16 protein-coding genes and 1 pseudogene are annotated in these 15,161 nt (G+C 59.6%); 9 read left to right on the top strand and 8 right to left on the bottom strand.

The window, feature by feature from the left end; genetic code table 11:
• The first annotated feature begins 91 nt into the window (after positions 1 to 91).
• Both rpoH and ACO07T_RS11605 read left to right on the top strand, forming a co-directional pair.
• A complete protein-coding gene (rpoH, locus tag ACO07T_RS11600) occupies positions 92 to 988 on the top strand; it encodes an RNA polymerase sigma factor RpoH (protein WP_422049549.1) in 897 nt (298 codons plus the stop codon).
• 166 nt (positions 989 to 1,154) lie between these two features.
• A pseudogene (locus tag ACO07T_RS11605) lies at positions 1,155 to 2,122 on the top strand (Gfo/Idh/MocA family protein).
• 82 nt (positions 2,123 to 2,204) lie between these two features.
• Here ACO07T_RS11605 and ACO07T_RS11610 read toward each other — a convergent pair.
• From ACO07T_RS11610 to prfA, 3 genes are all read right to left on the bottom strand, one after another.
• A complete protein-coding gene (locus ACO07T_RS11610; RefSeq protein WP_422049550.1) occupies positions 2,205 to 2,852 on the bottom strand; it encodes a DUF4167 domain-containing protein in 648 nt (215 codons plus the stop codon).
• 191 nt (positions 2,853 to 3,043) lie between these two features.
• Complete coding sequence (prmC, locus tag ACO07T_RS11615; RefSeq protein WP_422049551.1) at positions 3,044 to 3,883, bottom strand: peptide chain release factor N(5)-glutamine methyltransferase; 840 nt, start codon at positions 3,881 to 3,883, stop codon at positions 3,044 to 3,046.
• The gene (prfA, locus tag ACO07T_RS11620; RefSeq protein WP_422049552.1) at positions 3,880 to 4,929 is read right to left on the bottom strand and encodes a peptide chain release factor 1; all 1,050 of its coding nucleotides are present in this window, start codon (positions 4,927 to 4,929) and stop codon (positions 3,880 to 3,882) included. Before prfA ends, prmC begins: the two co-directional genes overlap by 4 nt.
• Before the next feature lie 62 nt (positions 4,930 to 4,991).
• Here prfA and ACO07T_RS11625 point away from each other — a divergent pair, with 62 nt between their 5' ends.
• Complete coding sequence (locus ACO07T_RS11625; protein WP_209078100.1) at positions 4,992 to 5,303, top strand: hypothetical protein; 312 nt, start codon at positions 4,992 to 4,994, stop codon at positions 5,301 to 5,303.
• Here ACO07T_RS11625 and ACO07T_RS11630 read toward each other — a convergent pair.
• From ACO07T_RS11630 to ACO07T_RS11640, 3 genes are all read right to left on the bottom strand, one after another.
• A complete protein-coding gene (locus tag ACO07T_RS11630; RefSeq protein WP_422049553.1) occupies positions 5,223 to 5,630 on the bottom strand; it encodes a DUF1499 domain-containing protein in 408 nt (135 codons plus the stop codon). The genes ACO07T_RS11625 and ACO07T_RS11630 overlap by 81 nt on opposite strands.
• Positions 5,631 to 5,745: 115 nt before the next feature.
• Positions 5,746 to 6,711, bottom strand: a complete 966-nt coding sequence (gene speB, locus ACO07T_RS11635; protein WP_422049554.1) for an agmatinase — start codon at positions 6,709 to 6,711, stop codon at positions 5,746 to 5,748.
• 114 nt (positions 6,712 to 6,825) lie between these two features.
• Positions 6,826 to 7,986 (bottom strand): M20 aminoacylase family protein, encoded by a 1,161-nt coding sequence (locus ACO07T_RS11640; protein WP_422049555.1) that lies wholly within the window; start codon positions 7,984 to 7,986, stop codon positions 6,826 to 6,828.
• Between the two features lie 63 nt (positions 7,987 to 8,049).
• On the opposite strand from ACO07T_RS11640, the gene mazG reads away from it, so the two are divergent.
• Positions 8,050 to 8,880 carry a nucleoside triphosphate pyrophosphohydrolase gene (gene mazG / locus ACO07T_RS11645; protein ID WP_422049556.1) on the top strand — a complete coding sequence of 277 codons (831 nt, stop codon included), beginning with the start codon at positions 8,050 to 8,052 and terminating at the stop codon, positions 8,878 to 8,880.
• A gap of 182 nt (positions 8,881 to 9,062) precedes the next feature.
• On the top strand, positions 9,063 to 10,076 hold the full coding sequence (locus ACO07T_RS11650; RefSeq protein ID WP_422049557.1) for a Fe(3+) ABC transporter substrate-binding protein: 1,014 nt from the start codon (positions 9,063 to 9,065) through the stop codon (positions 10,074 to 10,076).
• A 76-nt stretch (positions 10,077 to 10,152) separates the two neighbouring features.
• Here ACO07T_RS11650 and ACO07T_RS11655 read toward each other — a convergent pair whose 3' ends face one another.
• On the bottom strand, positions 10,153 to 11,340 hold the full coding sequence (locus ACO07T_RS11655) for a dipeptidase (protein WP_422049558.1): 1,188 nt from the start codon (positions 11,338 to 11,340) through the stop codon (positions 10,153 to 10,155).
• 138 nt (positions 11,341 to 11,478) lie between these two features.
• Between ACO07T_RS11655 and ACO07T_RS11660 the strand changes: the two genes are divergently transcribed.
• The 4 genes from ACO07T_RS11660 to ACO07T_RS11675 all read left to right on the top strand — a co-directional run bounded on the left by ACO07T_RS11660 (position 11,479) and on the right by ACO07T_RS11675 (position 13,151).
• Complete coding sequence (locus tag ACO07T_RS11660) at positions 11,479 to 11,748, top strand: DksA/TraR family C4-type zinc finger protein (RefSeq protein WP_209060680.1); 270 nt, start codon at positions 11,479 to 11,481, stop codon at positions 11,746 to 11,748.
• A 7-nt stretch (positions 11,749 to 11,755) separates the two neighbouring features.
• Complete coding sequence (locus ACO07T_RS11665; RefSeq protein WP_422050501.1) at positions 11,756 to 12,241, top strand: flavodoxin family protein; 486 nt, start codon at positions 11,756 to 11,758, stop codon at positions 12,239 to 12,241.
• A gap of 103 nt (positions 12,242 to 12,344) precedes the next feature.
• A complete protein-coding gene (locus ACO07T_RS11670) occupies positions 12,345 to 12,806 on the top strand; it encodes a hypothetical protein (RefSeq protein ID WP_422049559.1) in 462 nt (153 codons plus the stop codon).
• A gap of 24 nt (positions 12,807 to 12,830) precedes the next feature.
• Positions 12,831 to 13,151 carry a hypothetical protein gene (locus tag ACO07T_RS11675; protein WP_209060677.1) on the top strand — a complete coding sequence of 107 codons (321 nt, stop codon included), beginning with the start codon at positions 12,831 to 12,833 and terminating at the stop codon, positions 13,149 to 13,151.
• A gap of 137 nt (positions 13,152 to 13,288) precedes the next feature.
• On the opposite strand, the gene ACO07T_RS11680 is transcribed toward ACO07T_RS11675, so the two are convergent.
• Positions 13,289 to 15,106 carry a M3 family oligoendopeptidase gene (locus ACO07T_RS11680; protein ID WP_422049560.1) on the bottom strand — a complete coding sequence of 606 codons (1,818 nt, stop codon included), beginning with the start codon at positions 15,104 to 15,106 and terminating at the stop codon, positions 13,289 to 13,291.
• Positions 15,107 to 15,161: the final 55 nt, after the last annotated feature.

Consider the following 15,161-nt stretch of genomic DNA (forward strand, 5'->3'; position numbering starts at 1 on the left):
AGTCAGAAATTCATATCTGCCTATTGAAACACGCATTTGGCGACCTAGATCAATGTTAAGCAGATAAACATACGATTGGGAGGCAAGACTTATGGCAAATTATGCAAACCTGCCCGCACCGACACCAGAGGGCGGTCTGAACCGTTACTTGCAGGAAATTCGCAAATTCCCGCTCCTTGAGCCGGAAGAAGAATACATGCTGGCCAAGCGCTGGGTTGAGGAACAGGACGCGACAGCGGCCCATAAAATGGTGACCTCGCACCTGCGTCTCGCGGCCAAGATCGCCATGGGCTATCGCGGCTACGGCCTGCCTCAGGCGGAGGTGATCTCTGAGGCCAATGTGGGCCTGATGCAGGCGGTCAAGAAGTTTGATCCGGAAAAAGGCTTCCGTCTGGCGACCTATGCCATGTGGTGGATCCGCGCAAGCATTCAGGAATATGTGCTGCGCAGCTGGTCCATGGTGAAACTTGGCACCACCAGCGCGCAGAAGAAGCTGTTCTTCAACCTGCGTAAGGCCAAGGCCCGCATCGGCGCGCTGGAAGAAGGCGATCTTCGTCCTGAAAACGTGGAGCGCATCGCCAATGATCTTGGGGTGACCGAAGAAGAGGTGATCTCGATGAACCGGCGTCTGTCGGGCGGGGATGCCTCCCTGAACGCACAGGTCGGCTCTGAGGGCGAAGGCACCATGGAGTGGCAGGACTGGCTGGAAGATGAAACCGCGGATCAGGCGGCGGATTACGAGGCCAAGGACGAGCTCGCTGCCCGCCGTGAGCTGTTGGTTGAAGCGATGGATGTGCTGAATGACCGCGAGAAGGACATTCTCACCCAGCGCCGTCTGGCGGATAAAGCGGTGACGCTGGAAGACCTGAGTGGCCAATATGACGTGAGCCGCGAACGCATCCGCCAAATCGAAGTGCGCGCCTTTGAAAAACTGCAAAAGCGCATGCGCGAGCTGGCCTCCAGCCGCGGGATGCTGGCAGTGAACTAAGCGCAAACACACCCCACAGATAAGAGCGCCGGTCCTTTCAGGGTCGGCGTTTTTCATTGCGGCCTACCTTGGCTCATGGATCTGTGATCTCACAGATGATGCGGGCGGTTGCCTCTAGGGAAAGCGGAGACTAGGCTCTGCACGATCAGAGGGAGGGAGCGCTAACATGTCTGATAAAACCATTCGATGGGGTATTCTCGGGGCGGCAAATTTTGCCCTCAATCACATGGGGCCAGCGATCCATGCCGCCAAAGGCGCGCGGCTGGCGGCGGTGGCGAGCTCCAGCGCGGAGAAAGTTGCCGCCTTTGAAGCTTTTGCGCCGGGGCTGCGTCACCACACAAGCTATGAGGCACTGCTCGCCGATCCGGAGATTGATGCGGTCTACATCCCGTTGCCCAACCATTTGCATGTGGAATGGGCGATCAAAACGCTTGAGGCCGGTAAGGCGGTGCTTTGCGAAAAGCCGATTGGCATGGATGTGGCAGAGATCGACCGTCTGATCGCCGCGCGGGACAAGGCCGGTGTTCTGGCGGCGGAAGCCTTCATGATTGTGCATCACCCGCAATGGCAGCGGGCCAAGGCGCTGCTGGAGGAGGGGGCCATAGCACTCTGCGCCATGTGAATGCGGTGTTTTCCTATTTCAATGACGACCCTGCCAACATCCGCAATCAGGCTGATATTGGCGGCGGCGGCTTGCGCGACATCGGCTGCTACGTGCTGGGCGGCGCGCGTTTTGTCACCGGAGAGGAGCCGGTCTCGCTCGATCACACGCGGGTGCAGATGGAAAACGGCATCGACCTCTTTGCCGATATGAGCTTCACCTTCCCCAGCTTCACCTATCAGGGCTACACCGCCATCCGCATGGCCCCGCGTCAGGAAGTGCATTTTCATGGCGACGCCGGGGTGATGAGCCTGACGTGTCCTTTCAATGCCGCCGTGTTTGATCAGGCGGAGCTGGTGCTGTCACGGCCCGATCAAAGCCGCCGCGTGGAGCGGTTCCCCGGAGTGAACCACTATGTGCTGCAGGTGGAGGCCTTTGGGCATGCGCTGCGGACAGGCGAGGCTTATCTCTGGCCGCTGGAACAGGCCCGTGGCACGCAGGCCATGGTGGATCAGGTGCTTGCCACCGTTTAAGCGCGGCGCACCTTTCAAATGAAAAAGCCCTCGGGGGAGGATTTCCGCCGAGGGCTTTTTTGATGTCTTTAACGGAGTTGGCTTATTCGGCCGCGTCGTTGCTTTCCGCTTCTGGCGCAGGGGCTTCCGCCGGGGCGTCCTCTGCCGCCGGGGCAGGGGCCTTCTTGCGCGGCGCGCGCTTGCGTGGGGCTTTCTTGGGCGCAGGCTTTGGCGCTTCCGGCTGCGTTTCCGGGGTTTCCACCAGAGCGCTTTCTTCGGCCACATCCACGATCAGATCAGGCTGTTCGGCCTCAGATGGGTCCACCGTTGGCATCGCTTCGTCCGCCTGCGGCTGGGCCTTGCCCTCGCCACCGTTGGCCTCGCGTTCCTGGCGTTCCATACGCTCGCGGCGTTCGCGATCCCGCTCTGCCTGACGCTCACGGTTCTGGCGTTCCTGCTCTTCGCGGCGCGCCTCTTGCTCGCGCTGCGCTTCGTTCAGCATGCGCTGGTAATGCTCTGCGTGCTGCTGGAAGTTCTCCGTCGCAACACGGTCATTGGAAAGCTGGCTGTCGCGGGCCAGCTGGTTGTATTTGTCGATCACCTGTTGTGGGGTGCCGCGTACTTTTCCTTCCGGGCCGGAACTGTCAAACACACGGTTGACGATATTGCCGGAGGGACGGTTGCGGTTTGACTTATTCCGCGAACGTGACTTCGAAGATCTCATGTTTTCAGCAATCCAGCCTTGGTCCATGGCGGTCGCTCATCCCGTTTCACGCCTCGTGCGCTCTGTCTTCCGGGGGCGACAATTTGTGGCTTGGTGTCCGATCGGGACGGCCCTGAAAATAGGGCATCCAGCAAAAGGACATGAACTTGATATGGCGCATTTGGTTCTCACACAAGAGGTTTTCTGTCTAGAATGCGCTCAATTGCAAAAATATCTCGTCATGTTGGGCGTTTTTGCCCGATCACCACGCGGTCACGCCCATCCAGATCGGGCAGCACAGCGACGTTGCGCAACCCGGCCTCCTGAAAAAGCGCGGCCACATCCGGCCCCTGCTGCCAGCCGATTTCCACCATCAGCCAACCCGCGGGCGCAAGATGATCTGGCGCGCCTTTGGTGATGGCGCGGTAGGCCGTGAGACCGTCCGCTTCATCCGTCAGCGCGATGCGCGGCTCATAAGACAGCTCCGGTGCGAGGGCGTCCATTTCAACCAATGCGATATAAGGCGGGTTGGACACGATGAGGTCAAATATGCCTTCAACGGCGGCAAACCAATTGCTTTCTGTCAGCGTCAGCCGATCTGTCACACCAATCGCATCTGCGTTCTGACGTGCAACCGCAAGCGCGTCAGCGGAAACATCTGTGGCGGTGCCGCGCGCATCGGGCCGCTCTGCCAATAGGGAAATCGCGATAGCGCCTGTGCCTGTGCCCAGATCCAGCACGGATTTGAAGGGGCGCTTTAACGCCTCAAGCACCAAGGCCTCGGTTTCCGGGCGCGGGTCAAGCGTCGCCGCGGTGACCGCAAAGCTGTGATTGAAGAAGGCCCGTGTCCCCAGAATATGCGACAAAGGCTCGCGCGACAGGCGGCGGGCGACAAGGCCGAGCAGGGCGGTTTGCTGCGCCAACGTCGCGTCGCTGCGCGCTTCAAGCGTGAGCCGGTCAGCAGGCATGTCGACCGCTTTGGCCACCAGAAACCGTGCATCACGTGCGGCGCTGTCAATTGCGCCAGCGGTGAGAGAGTTTTGCGCCTGTTTGACCAGGTCAGCGATGGTCAGGCTCACCCTTCCATCTCCGCCAGTGCTGCGGCCTGTGCGTCTGCGGTGAGCGCATCGATGGTTTCATCCAGATCGCCCTGCATCACCTGATCCAGCTTATAAAGCGTAAGGTTGATGCGGTGGTCGGTCATGCGGCCCTGAGGGAAGTTGTAGGTGCGGATGCGCTCCGAGCGGTCGCCCGAGCCCACTTGGCCAGCCCGATCAGCGGCGCGCTCATCGGCAATGCGCTGACGCTCCAGATCAAACAGGCGGGTTTTCAGCACCTGCATGGCAATCTCGCGATTGCGGTGCTGGGATTTTTCCGAGCTGGTCACGATGATGCCGGTGGGCAGGTGGGTGATCCGCACAGCCGAGTCGGTGGTGTTCACGTGCTGACCGCCGGAGCCTGAGGCGCGCATGGTGTCGATGCGGATATCACTGGCGTCGATCTGAATGTCCACGTCTTCCGCTTCCGGCAGCACAGCGACAGTGGCCGCCGAGGTATGGATGCGCCCGCCGCTTTCAGTGGTGGGCACACGCTGCACGCGGTGTACGCCGGATTCAAACTTCATCCGCGCAAAGACGTTTTCGCCTTTGATATGGGCGACCACTTCTTTGATGCCGCCAAGCTCAGTGGCGTTTTCCTCAAGGATTTCAAGTTTCCAACCACGCGCTTCGGCATAACGCTGATACATCCGCAGCAGGTCACCTGCAAAAAGCGCGGCCTCATCGCCGCCGGTGCCGGGGCGGATTTCCAGAATGGCTGGGCGGGCGTCTGCCGCATCTTTGGGCAAAAGCGCGAGCTGCAGGGTGTGTTCTGCCTCGGGCACAGCCGCACGCAGCTCTGGCAGCTCTTCTTCGGCAAGCGCTTTCATATCGGGATCGCCGAGCATTTCTTCGGCTTCCTCAATGTCGGAAAGCAGGCGCTGATACGCCGCGATCTGCTCCACCACGGGCTTGAGATCGGCATATTCCTTGGCCAGCGCAGCAATGTCGCCGCCGCCTTCGGCCATCTGCGCCTCAAGGAACTCAAAACGCTGGGTGATCTGATGTAGTCGCTCTATCGGAACCATGTCGCTAAGTGGGACAATCTCGGGGTTTGGTCAAGGGCCGCCTTTTGGTGTAGCATGGCCTTATGAGACGGTTGTTTGTGGTGATGATGCTCTTTGCGCCCCCCGCCATGGCGGATGGGATGATCAACGGTGTGCCGGTGGATTGCTATTGCACCGACAAACAGGGGCAGCGGATCGAACTGGGCGAAACCATCTGTTTGCAGGTCGATGGGCGCATGTTCATGGCGCAATGTCAGATGTCGCTGAACGTGCCGATGTGGCGCGAAATCTCGCCCGGGTGCCTCAGCTCCAACCTATCCCCGTTGCCCCAGAGCCGCGATCCAAGCCTCGATGCGTTTGGCATTCACACCGAAGTCCTTTTTCCCAAATCGTGAGCGCGCGTTGATCTTGAGCGTGTCACCGACTTGCTGGGCTGTGGTGTAATCCGGATAAGACAGCAGTTTGGAGCGGGTCACATAGGTGATCATGCCGTCCTCCAGCGCGCCAGCGAGCACCGTTGTGCGCGGCGTGCTCAGCGCAATCTCGTTTAGTCGGGTGAGGCCGTCGGGGCCGGTGTCGACAATCCGGCGGGCGCTGTTTTCGCCGTCGCTGTTTTGATCAAATTGCGCAGCCACATGCCATTTTGCCGGATCACTCGGCGCCACACGCACATAGATCGCCAGAAGCGCCACCACCGCAAAAAATACCCAGATATAGCTCATCGTCGGTCTCCTGTGAGAGGTGGTTTTTTGTTTGCGGGCAAGGTCTTCGCCCGCATCCTTCATGATACGCTGCCGCGCCTGTTGTGGATCAAGATCAAAGCAGATGCGGCGCGCGTCAAGCTTTCCGCCGCGTCCACCCCCACAGACAGATCAGTTCGAGCGCCACATGGGCACCTGCCACCGCGGTTGCCCCTGTGGTGTCAAACGGCGGGGACACCTCAACCACATCGCCGCCCACCATATTGATGCCGGCAATATCGCGCAGGATGATGCTGGCCTGACCGCTCGACAGACCACCCCAGACCGGGGTGCCGGTGCCGGGCGCAAAGGCGGGATCAAGCCCGTCGATGTCAAAGGTCAGATAGGTCGGGTGATCGCCCAGAATGCCTTTGATCTTCTCCGCCACCGCCACAGGGCCACTCACATGCACTTCGCGCGCGTCAATGATGTTGAAGCCAAGCGTGTCGGGGTTCTCGGTGCGGATGCCCACCTGAACCGAGCGTGAGGGATCCACCAGCCCGTCTTTCACCGCCTTATACAGCATGGTGCCATGGTCGATCCGGTTGGGCTCATCATCGGCCCAAGTGTCTGTGTGGGCATCAAATTGCAAAAGGCTCATGGGGCCGAACTTCTCGGCATAGGCCTTCAGGATCGGGTAGGTGATGTAGTGGTCGCCCCCCAGCGCAATGCTGGCGGTGTCGGTCTCCAGAATGCTGCGGATATGGCTGGTCAGCGCGTCCGGAAACTCCATCACCCGCGCATAGTCAAAAGCCAGATCGCCATAGTCCACGATGCTGAGCTCGGTCATCGGATCATAGCCCCAGCCATAGGGCGGATCAAAGGCCTGAATGGCGCTGGCTTCGCGGATGGCGCGTGGGCCAAGGCGGGTGCCGGGGCGGTTGGTCACCGCCATGTCAAACGGCACGCCGGTCACAGCGATGTCGACACCTGTCAGATCTTTGCTGTAGCGGCGGCGCAGAAAGGACGTGGCCCCCCCAAAGGTGTTTTCAAAGCTCAATCCGTGCGGTGCTTTGCGCGTGAAGGCATTGTCGACCTGGGTTTTGGCATCTTCGAGCGCCATGGGGAGTCCTCATCTGAAAATTTGATCAAATTTCGTCTGTGGACACAAAAAGGTCAAGCCCTCCCGATTGCGGAAGGGCTTGTTGTGAAGCAGCTGCCTAAAATCTGGGGTGGATCAGCGTGGCTGTGCCGTTTCCACGAGCTTGGCAAAGAAAGACGCGCCAATCGGGCTGATCTCATCGTTGAAATCAAAGGCAGGGTGGTGCAGCCCGGCGCCTTCGCCCGCACCAAGGAAGAGATAGGCCCCGGGGCGCGCTTCCAGCATGTAGGAGAAGTCTTCCGCGCCCATTTCCATCCATTGATTGGCATCCACGTTGGCCTCCCCGGCGATCTCGCGGGCCACATCGGCGGCAAAATGGGTCTGCTTTGGGTGGTTGATTGTGGCGGGGTAATCCACATCCAGCTCCAGCGTCGCGTCCAGCCCGTAAGCGGCTGCGGTGCCTTTGGAAATCTCCTCAAGGCGGCGGTGGATCATCGCCTGCACATCCTTGTCAAAGGTGCGGATGGTGCCATTGATGAAGCCGCCGTCGGGGATCACATTGTTGGCGCTGCCTGCATGGATTTGCGTCACCGAGACCACCGCCTGCTGGCGGGTGTCATGGTTGCGGCTGACAATGGTCTGGATCGCATTGACCATGGCCACTGCAGCCACCACCGGATCAACCGTGTCCTGCGGGTAGGCCCCATGGCCGCCCTTGCCCTGAATGTGGATGGTGAAGGTATCCACTGCCGCCATGATCGGCCCCGGCGTGGTGTGAAAGCTGCCCAGAGGCTGTCCCGGCACATTGTGCAGCGCATAGACTTCTTTGACATCAAAGCGCTCCATCATGCCCTCCTGCACCATGATGTTGCCGCCGCCGCCTTCTTCTTCGGCCGGTTGGAAGATCAATGCCACACGGCCGGAGAAATTGCGGGTCTCAGCAAGGTATTTGGCCGCCCCGAGCAGCATGGTGGTGTGCCCGTCATGACCACAGGCGTGCATTTTGCCTGCGACCGTGCTGGCGTGGTCCGCGCCGGTGATTTCATCCATGGGCAAGGCATCCATATCTGCGCGCAGACCAATGGTTTCGCCGTCGCCCTCACCATTGATGATCGCGACCACGCCGGTTTTGGCGATGCCTTCGTGGATTTCATCCACGCCAAATTCTTTCAGACGCTCCACGACAAAGGCCGCTGTTTCCACGCAGTCAAATTCCAACTCCGGGTGGGCGTGCAGGTGACGCCGCCATGTTTTCATCTCTTCCGCGTAATCTGCGATGCGATTCACGATTGGCATGTCTGGACTCCCCTCCATCAATTCGCTCAGATGCCTCCAAACCAAAGACTGGAGCGTAGCGCAATGGCCGAAGACCCCCTTATCCTTGATCCCAATGGCGGCATGCCGCGCCTTTTGGAGATTATGCGCCGTTTGCGGGATCCGGACCATGGCTGCCCTTGGGATATCGAGCAGGATTTCGCCACCATCGCGCCTTACACCATTGAGGAGGCCTATGAGGTGGCCGATGCGATTGAGCGTGAGGCCTGGGATGAACTCAAAGGCGAGCTGGGCGATCTGCTGTTTCAATCGGTGTTTCACGCTCAGATGGCGGCTGAGCAGGGGCTTTTCACCTTTGATCAGGTGGCAGACACCATGTCTGACAAGATGGTCGCGCGGCATCCGCATGTCTTTGGCGATGAAAGCCGCGACAAATCCGCCGAGCAGCAGACCCGCGATTGGGAGACGGTGAAGGCGGCGGAGCGTGCCGGGAAGGCGCAGGAGGGCACGCTGGATGGTGTGGCTCTGGGCCTGCCAGCCTTGCTGCGCGCCGTGAAGCTGCAAAAACGTGCCGCGCGGGTGGGATTTGACTGGCCTGACACCGAGCAAGTGGTTGATAAGATTGTCGAAGAGGCCGGTGAGCTTGCTGAGGCACGTGACCGGTTGACCCAAGATGAGATCGAGGAAGAATTTGGCGATCTTCTCTTTGTGATGGCCAATCTCGCACGGCATCTCAAGATTGATCCCGAAGCCGCCCTGCGCGCCACAAACGCCAAATTTGTGCGGCGTTTTGAAGGGGTTGAGGCCAAACTTGCGGCCCAAGGCAAACGTCCGGACCAAAGCGATCTGGCCGAGATGGATGCGCTCTGGGATGCGGTCAAAGCCGAAGAGAAGGCGGCCAAAAGGCAGGGGTAAAACCCGCGTCTGAGCGGTCGGCTTGCCCCTGAAACCTGCGCCGGACATGGGCGCAGGCGTTGGCGCTGAGGGGCCGTCGTTCACGCAAATATCAAACCTGAATAATTTGTTCAGGTATTGACCTGACTGAAAAACTCAAATTTAACGCAGCCCATCGAAACCATGACACCGTGAGGGATGACATGACCAAAGCGCTTTCCACCTCCATTTTTGCTTTTGCCGCAGCGGCCGTGGCTGCGCCGGCGATGGCTGATGAAGTCAACGTCTACTCCTACCGTCAGCCAGAGCTGATCAAGCCGCTGACCGATGCCTTTACCGAAGAGACCGGCATCAAGGTGAATGTGGCCTACCTCAAAAAAGGCATGGTGGAGCGTCTGCAGGCTGAGGGCGACCGCTCCCCTGCCGATCTGGTGCTGACCGTGGATATCTCCCGCCTGAATGCGGTGGTTGAGGCCGGTGTGACCCAGCCTGTGATCAGCGACGTGATCGCTGCCAATGTGCCGGAAGCCTACCGCGATCCGGAAGGCCACTGGTTTGGCCTGACCACCCGCGCACGGATTGTCTACGCCTCCAAAGACCGCGTCGCAGAGGGTGAAGTCACAACCTATGAGGATCTGGCAGACCCGAAATGGGAAGGCCGCATCTGCACCCGTTCCGGCACCCATGCTTATAACGTCGCGCTGACCTCCGCTGTGATCGAGCATCACGGCGAAGTCGAAGCCAAGACCTGGCTGGAAGGCGTGAAAAACAACCTCGCGCGCAAGCCGCAAGGTAACGACCGCGCACAGGTCAAAGCGATCTGGGCTGGCGAATGTGACCTCGCTGTGGGCAACACCTACTACATGGGCAAAATGCTCAAAGACACTGAGCAGCAGGCCTGGGCCGACAGCGTGAACATCGTCTTCCCGACCTTTGAGGACGGCGGCACCCATGTGAACATCTCCGGCATCGCGCTCACCAAAGCCGCCCCCAACAAGGAAAACGCCATCAAGATGATGGAATTCCTGACCGGCTCCAAAGCACAGGAAGTCTATGCCTCCGCCAACTTCGAATACCCGATTGCACCGGGCATGGAAGCGGACCCATTGGTGCAGAGCTGGGGCGAATTCACCGCTGACGACGTGAACCTGATGACCCTCGCCGGCCACCGTGCTGAGGCGCTCAAGCTGGTTGAAGAAGTCGATTTTGACGGCTAAAGCCACGCGTTAACGCGATAGAATACCAAAGGGCGGCCCCGAGAGGCCGCCCTTTTTTGTTGCGTTAAAAAGTCTGTCAGCCCAGCCGCGCCTTGAGCACGCGCAGCATATTCTCCCCCATGACCTTGCGGATTTGTGCTTCGCTCAGACCTACCTCAATCAGCGCGTGGGTCAGCGCGACGAGTTGGGATGTGTCAAAAGCCGTGGCGACCGAACCGTCATAATCTGAGCCCAGCGACACGTGGTCTTCTCCAAGCAGGTCCACCGCTGCTTTCACGGTTTTGGCCACCCCGGCAGGGCTGTCATCGCAGGTCACATCTGCCCAATAGCCGATCCCCACAACGCCGCCGCCATCCGCCGCGCCATTGGCCACGATCGCCTGCATCAGCGTGTCTTCATAGTTCCGCTTCACGGGGCAATTTCCGTAAATACCGGTGTGGCTGACGATCAGGGGAATGTCGGTCAGCGCGATGACCTCTTCTGCCACTTTCGGGCTGGAATGGGCGAGATCAAGCACCAGATTGCGCTCTGTGATGGCGCTGACCACCTCGCGGCCAAAATCGGTCAGCCCTTTGTTGCCAATCCCGTGCAGGGAGCCACCCAGCGCGTTGTCAAAGAAGTGCTGCAGGCCAATCACGCGGTAGCCTTCGTCCTGCAGTCTTTGCAGGTTGGCGATATCGCCCTCCAGCGGGTGCGCCCCTTCGATGCCCAGCATACCGCCAACAACCGTCTGCCCCGCGTCGCGGTCCGCAAGCAGCGCGTCGATGTCGGCGCTGCTGCGCAGGATGCGCAGTTGCCCACCAGATGCTGCCTCCGCCTTTTGCAGGCGCTCCGCCTGATAGACCGCGCGCTCAAAGATCGAATCCCAGGTGCGCGCAGGCCAGAGCTGGCCAACTGCCAACAGCGTGATGTTATCGCGCGCATCTGCCGAGTTTTCCTCATAGTTTTGCCCGGCCGGAGATTTGGTCACTGCGGTGAACACCTGCAGCGCCACATTGCCCTCAATCAGGCGAGGCAGGTCCACATGGCCGCGATCCGCGCGGTCCAGAACATCGCGTTTCCAGAGCAGCGTGTCAGCATGCCAGTCGCCAATGATGAGATCACCGTGCAATCTGCGCGCAACATCGCTGACCGGAAAACCGCCCTCGCTGGTGATCGCGTTGCGGGATCTTTCCACATGCCCCGGAGCCACGATCAAAAACGCAGCCACCGCCACAACCAAAGTCAAAAGCAGCCTGCCCAGCCATTTGCCGAATGTGCGCATATGTTCTCCCCCGATGCACCCTTGTCTTGTGCAGAGCCTAGGCCGGAAAGGGGGCAGTCTCAAAGCTTTACGTCGGGGCGGGGCGTTGCCCCTTGCCGGTGGTGTGCTTAGATTGGGGGAAGGGCAAAGGAGGATCACATGGCTGGTGGTTGGGCAAAAGATGGCGCGGTGAGCGAACAGATCGAGGCCAGCATCAACGATGAGCTGGCCCGTCTTCAGGCGCAGCGTCAGCCGGTGGGCGAGAGCCTCAGGTTCTGCGCGGAATGCGAGGAAGAAATCCCCGAAGCACGCCGCCTCGCGCGACCCGGCGTGAAGCTCTGCATTGAATGTCAGCAGGAGCGCGACAGCGCCTATCAGGCCCGTGGCGGCATCAACCGGCGCGGCTCCAAAGACAGCCAGTTGAAGTGAGACCTCTCTGATGAGCTTGCTGATTGTCTATCACTCCCGCACCGGCGGCAGTCGTCAGATGGCCGAAGCCGCCTTTGCCGCCGCGCAGGCGGAGGGCGCAGCGCATTTGCTGCGGGCAGAAGACGCCCAGCCGGAAGATCTGTTGGCCGCCACGGGCTATCTCTTTTGCGCGCCGGAAAACCTCGCAACGCTCTCGGGCGCAATGAAGGAGTTCTTTGATCGGTGCTACTACCCAGTTCTGGGGCAGATCGAGGGGCGGCCTTATGCGCAGATGATTTGTGCCGGATCAGACGGCGCAGGTGCCGCGCGGCAACTGGCACGCATTGCCACGGGCTGGCGGCTCAAGGAGGTGCAGCCCGCGCTGATTGTCTGCACCCATGCGCAGACGCCGGAGGCGATCCTGGCTGAGAAAACTCTTTCCGAGGCGGAGCTGGCCCCCTGCGCTGACCTTGGCGCCGCGCTTTCTGCCGGACTGGCGCTTGGGGTGTTCTGAGGCACGCGACCGCTTGCGGCTCGGCATCGCTTTGCTGATGCAGATTTGGTGAAACGCGCGCGGCAGTGTACCATGTCCCTTATTTGTTTATGGGATTTTGGGTATGTTTCTGTTTTATTTCCCCAAAAAGGCCGCGCTTTTTGCGCTTGCCTTACTTCTCGCCGCTTGCACCAATTACGCTGATTATTCGCTGCAAGCCTACACCTACGCCACCGAGGCCAAGGCCAAAACGCTCAAACTGGTGAGCAAAGCCAACGGCAGCTACAGCGCCAATCGGGCGGCCGCTGAGGCGTTGTTGCTGGATATGGACGTGGCTTATGAGTTTGCCAACGGCATTGAGAACAACGAAGAAGCCGCTGATATCTGGGATAAATTGCGCGATCCCGATGGCAATCTGGTGGGCGGTTTTCTCACCGCTTGGCGCACAGAGTTCCCCGGCGGCGTGAGTGCAGACAGTGCATTCATCACTGAGTTCAAAAAGAACATCACCTTCAGCTTTGACCGCCTGATCTGTTTGGAAGCGAACAAAGGCCAAGCCACCGCTTGCGCCGACATCGAACAGTAACGCCCGCGGGCAAGGAGAGAGATCATGGACACAGACGCGATATTAGACGCGATCCAGGACGGATTGGCGGACCTGGTCAAAAACGCCGCCAAGACCTTTGCCAATGAGGCGGAACGGGATTTGAAAGCCTTTGTGAAAGAGTCCGAGGAAGACATCCGCCGCTATGCAAAGCTCTTTGCGGAAGGGAAGCTCTCCGAGTTTGAGCTGAAGTTCCTGATGAAGATGAAAGCCGACAACGCAGAACTCTTGGCTATATCCGCCAAGGGCATCGCGCGCGCGCGGGTCAAACACCTGATGAACAGCATGAAAGACCTGATTGTCAGCACGATTTTGGCGGCGGTCTGAAACGAAAAAAAACCGGAGCAGGGGCTCCGGTTTCTCAGCGTGAATTAGGGATGTACCCCAGTCAGTATTGGGGCTCTGCCCGTTCGAAGCTCAAACCGTCCACTGGACGGTTTGCCGGTCGGGGACCGGGCCGCTTCTCACTCCATCGCTTCCAGCTCGTCGATCATGGACGAAATCATCGACAGGCCCTTGTCCCAGAACTTGGGATCAGAGGCATCCAGACCGAAAGGCGCCAGCAGTTCTTTGTGATGTTTGGAGCCACCTGCCTTGAGCATGTCAAAATACTTGTCCTCAAAGCCTTCGTCCCCTTCCGCGTAAACCGCATAGAGCGCGTTTACGAGGCCGTCACCAAAGGCGTAGGCGTAGACATAGAAGGGCGAATGCACGAAGTGCGGGATATAGGCCCAGAAGGTCTCATAACCTTCCATGAAGTCGAAGGCTTCGCCGAGGCTTTCCGCCTGCACCGACATCCAGATCGCATTGATGTCTTCCGGGGTCAGCTCGCTTTCACGACGGGCGGCGTGCAGTTTGCATTCAAAGTCATAGAAGGCAATCTGGCGCACAACCGTGTTGATCATGTCCTCAACCTTGCCCGCCAGCAGGATCTTGCGCTGCTCCTGGGTTTCGGCCTTATCCAGCATCGCGCGGAAGGTCAGCATTTCGCCAAAGACAGAGGCGGTCTCCGCCAGTGTCAGCGGGGTGGAGGAGAGCATCTCGCCCTGTTCCGCCGCGAGCACCTGATGCACGCCGTGGCCCAGCTCATGCGCCAGCGTCATCACGTCGCGCGGTTTGCCCAGATAGTTCAGCATCACATAGGGGTGCACGCTGGTCACGGTGGGATGCGCAAAAGCCCCCGGTGCCTTGCCCGGCTTCACGCCCGCATCAATCCAGCCTTTGGTGAAGAACGGCTCTGCAATCTCGCCCATGCGCGGATCAAAGGCGTTATAGGCGTCCATCACGGTTTTCTGCGCAGTGGCCCAATCCACGGTGGAGGGATCTTCCATCGGCAGCGGCGCGTTGCGGTCCCAGACCTGCATGCGGTCCAGACCCAGCCATTTGCGCTTCAGCTCATAATAGCGGTGGCTGAGTTTGGGGTAGGCGGCCACGACCGCGTCGCGCAGCGCTTCAACCACCTCGGGTTCCACATCATTGGAGAGGTGACGGCCTGTCTGCGCGCTTGGCATGTTGCGCCAACGGTCGAGCACTTCCTTTTCCTTGGCGGCAGTGTTGTGCACGCGGGAGAAAATCTTGATGTTGTCGTTGAAAACCCGCGCCAATTCATGCGCTGCGGCTTCCCGCTTTTGGCGATCCGGATCGGTCAGGAAGTTCAGCGTGCCTTCGATGTTGTACTCTTCGCCAAGCACGTCAAAGGTCAGACCGGCAATGGTTTCGTCAAACAGGCGCTCCCAAGCGTCGCCGACAACACCCAGATCGTGCAGGAATTTCTCCAACTCATCAGAGAGCTGGTGCGGCTTCATTGCGCGAATGCGGCGGAAGACCGGTTCATAGCGCGCCAGCTCTTCGTTTTCTGCAAAGGCTGCGGCCAGCGTGTCATCTTCGATCCGGTTCAGTTCCAGCGTAAAGAACACCAGAGGCGTGGAGAAATTGGTCAGCTTCTCCTGCATATTCGCCATGAACTGCGCGCGTTCTGCATCGGTGGTCAGCTGATAGTAGCGCAGACCCGCATAAGACATGATGCGGCCGGAGATCTGAGAGATTTTCTCGTTGCGCTGCACACAGGTGAGCAGGTCAGTCGCGGAAAGCCCGGCAAGCTTGCCCTCATAATCGGCGGCAAAGGCGGCGCATTCGCCCTCAAGCCACTCCAGATCCGCTATCAGCTCCGGCGCGTCGTCCCCCGCGTAAAGATCGCTCAGATCCCATTCGGGCAGGTCGCCGAATTCTTGCGTGCCAGAAGACGCATTGGCATCACGGACGGGAAACGGAAGGTTCAGCATGAAAGCACCTTGTGTTGTGAATAACTGTTGTCGCTCAGATAGGCAGAGCGGCGGG

Source organism: Shimia sp. (assembly GCF_965227725.1).
Taxonomy (GTDB): domain Bacteria; phylum Pseudomonadota; class Alphaproteobacteria; order Rhodobacterales; family Rhodobacteraceae; genus Shimia.

Excerpts from the sequence above, each read along its gene's own strand:
- ACO07T_RS11655 (WP_422049558.1), bottom strand. The coding sequence starts at position 11,340 with ATGCGCACATTCGGCAAATGGCTGGGCAGGCTGCTTTTGACTTTGGTT.
- ACO07T_RS11680 (WP_422049560.1), bottom strand. The coding sequence starts at position 15,106 with ATGCTGAACCTTCCGTTTCCCGTCCGTGATGCCAATGCGTCTTCTGGC.
- prfA (WP_422049552.1), bottom strand. The coding sequence starts at position 4,929 with ATGGTTCCGATAGAGCGACTACATCAGATCACCCAGCGTTTTGAGTTC.
- speB (WP_422049554.1), bottom strand. The coding sequence starts at position 6,711 with ATGGCGCTCGAAGATGCCAAAACCCAGGTCGACAATGCCTTCACGCGC.
- mazG (WP_422049556.1), top strand. The coding sequence starts at position 8,050 with ATGGCCGAAGACCCCCTTATCCTTGATCCCAATGGCGGCATGCCGCGC.
- ACO07T_RS11610 (WP_422049550.1), bottom strand. The coding sequence starts at position 2,852 with ATGGACCAAGGCTGGATTGCTGAAAACATGAGATCTTCGAAGTCACGT.
- ACO07T_RS11660 (WP_209060680.1), top strand. The coding sequence starts at position 11,479 with ATGGCTGGTGGTTGGGCAAAAGATGGCGCGGTGAGCGAACAGATCGAG.
- ACO07T_RS11670 (WP_422049559.1), top strand. The coding sequence starts at position 12,345 with ATGTTTCTGTTTTATTTCCCCAAAAAGGCCGCGCTTTTTGCGCTTGCC.
- ACO07T_RS11675 (WP_209060677.1), top strand. The coding sequence starts at position 12,831 with ATGGACACAGACGCGATATTAGACGCGATCCAGGACGGATTGGCGGAC.
- ACO07T_RS11640 (WP_422049555.1), bottom strand. The coding sequence starts at position 7,986 with ATGCCAATCGTGAATCGCATCGCAGATTACGCGGAAGAGATGAAAACA.
- ACO07T_RS11630 (WP_422049553.1), bottom strand. The coding sequence starts at position 5,630 with ATGAGCTATATCTGGGTATTTTTTGCGGTGGTGGCGCTTCTGGCGATC.
- ACO07T_RS11650 (WP_422049557.1), top strand. The coding sequence starts at position 9,063 with ATGACCAAAGCGCTTTCCACCTCCATTTTTGCTTTTGCCGCAGCGGCC.
- ACO07T_RS11625 (WP_209078100.1), top strand. The coding sequence starts at position 4,992 with ATGAGACGGTTGTTTGTGGTGATGATGCTCTTTGCGCCCCCCGCCATG.
- rpoH (WP_422049549.1), top strand. The coding sequence starts at position 92 with ATGGCAAATTATGCAAACCTGCCCGCACCGACACCAGAGGGCGGTCTG.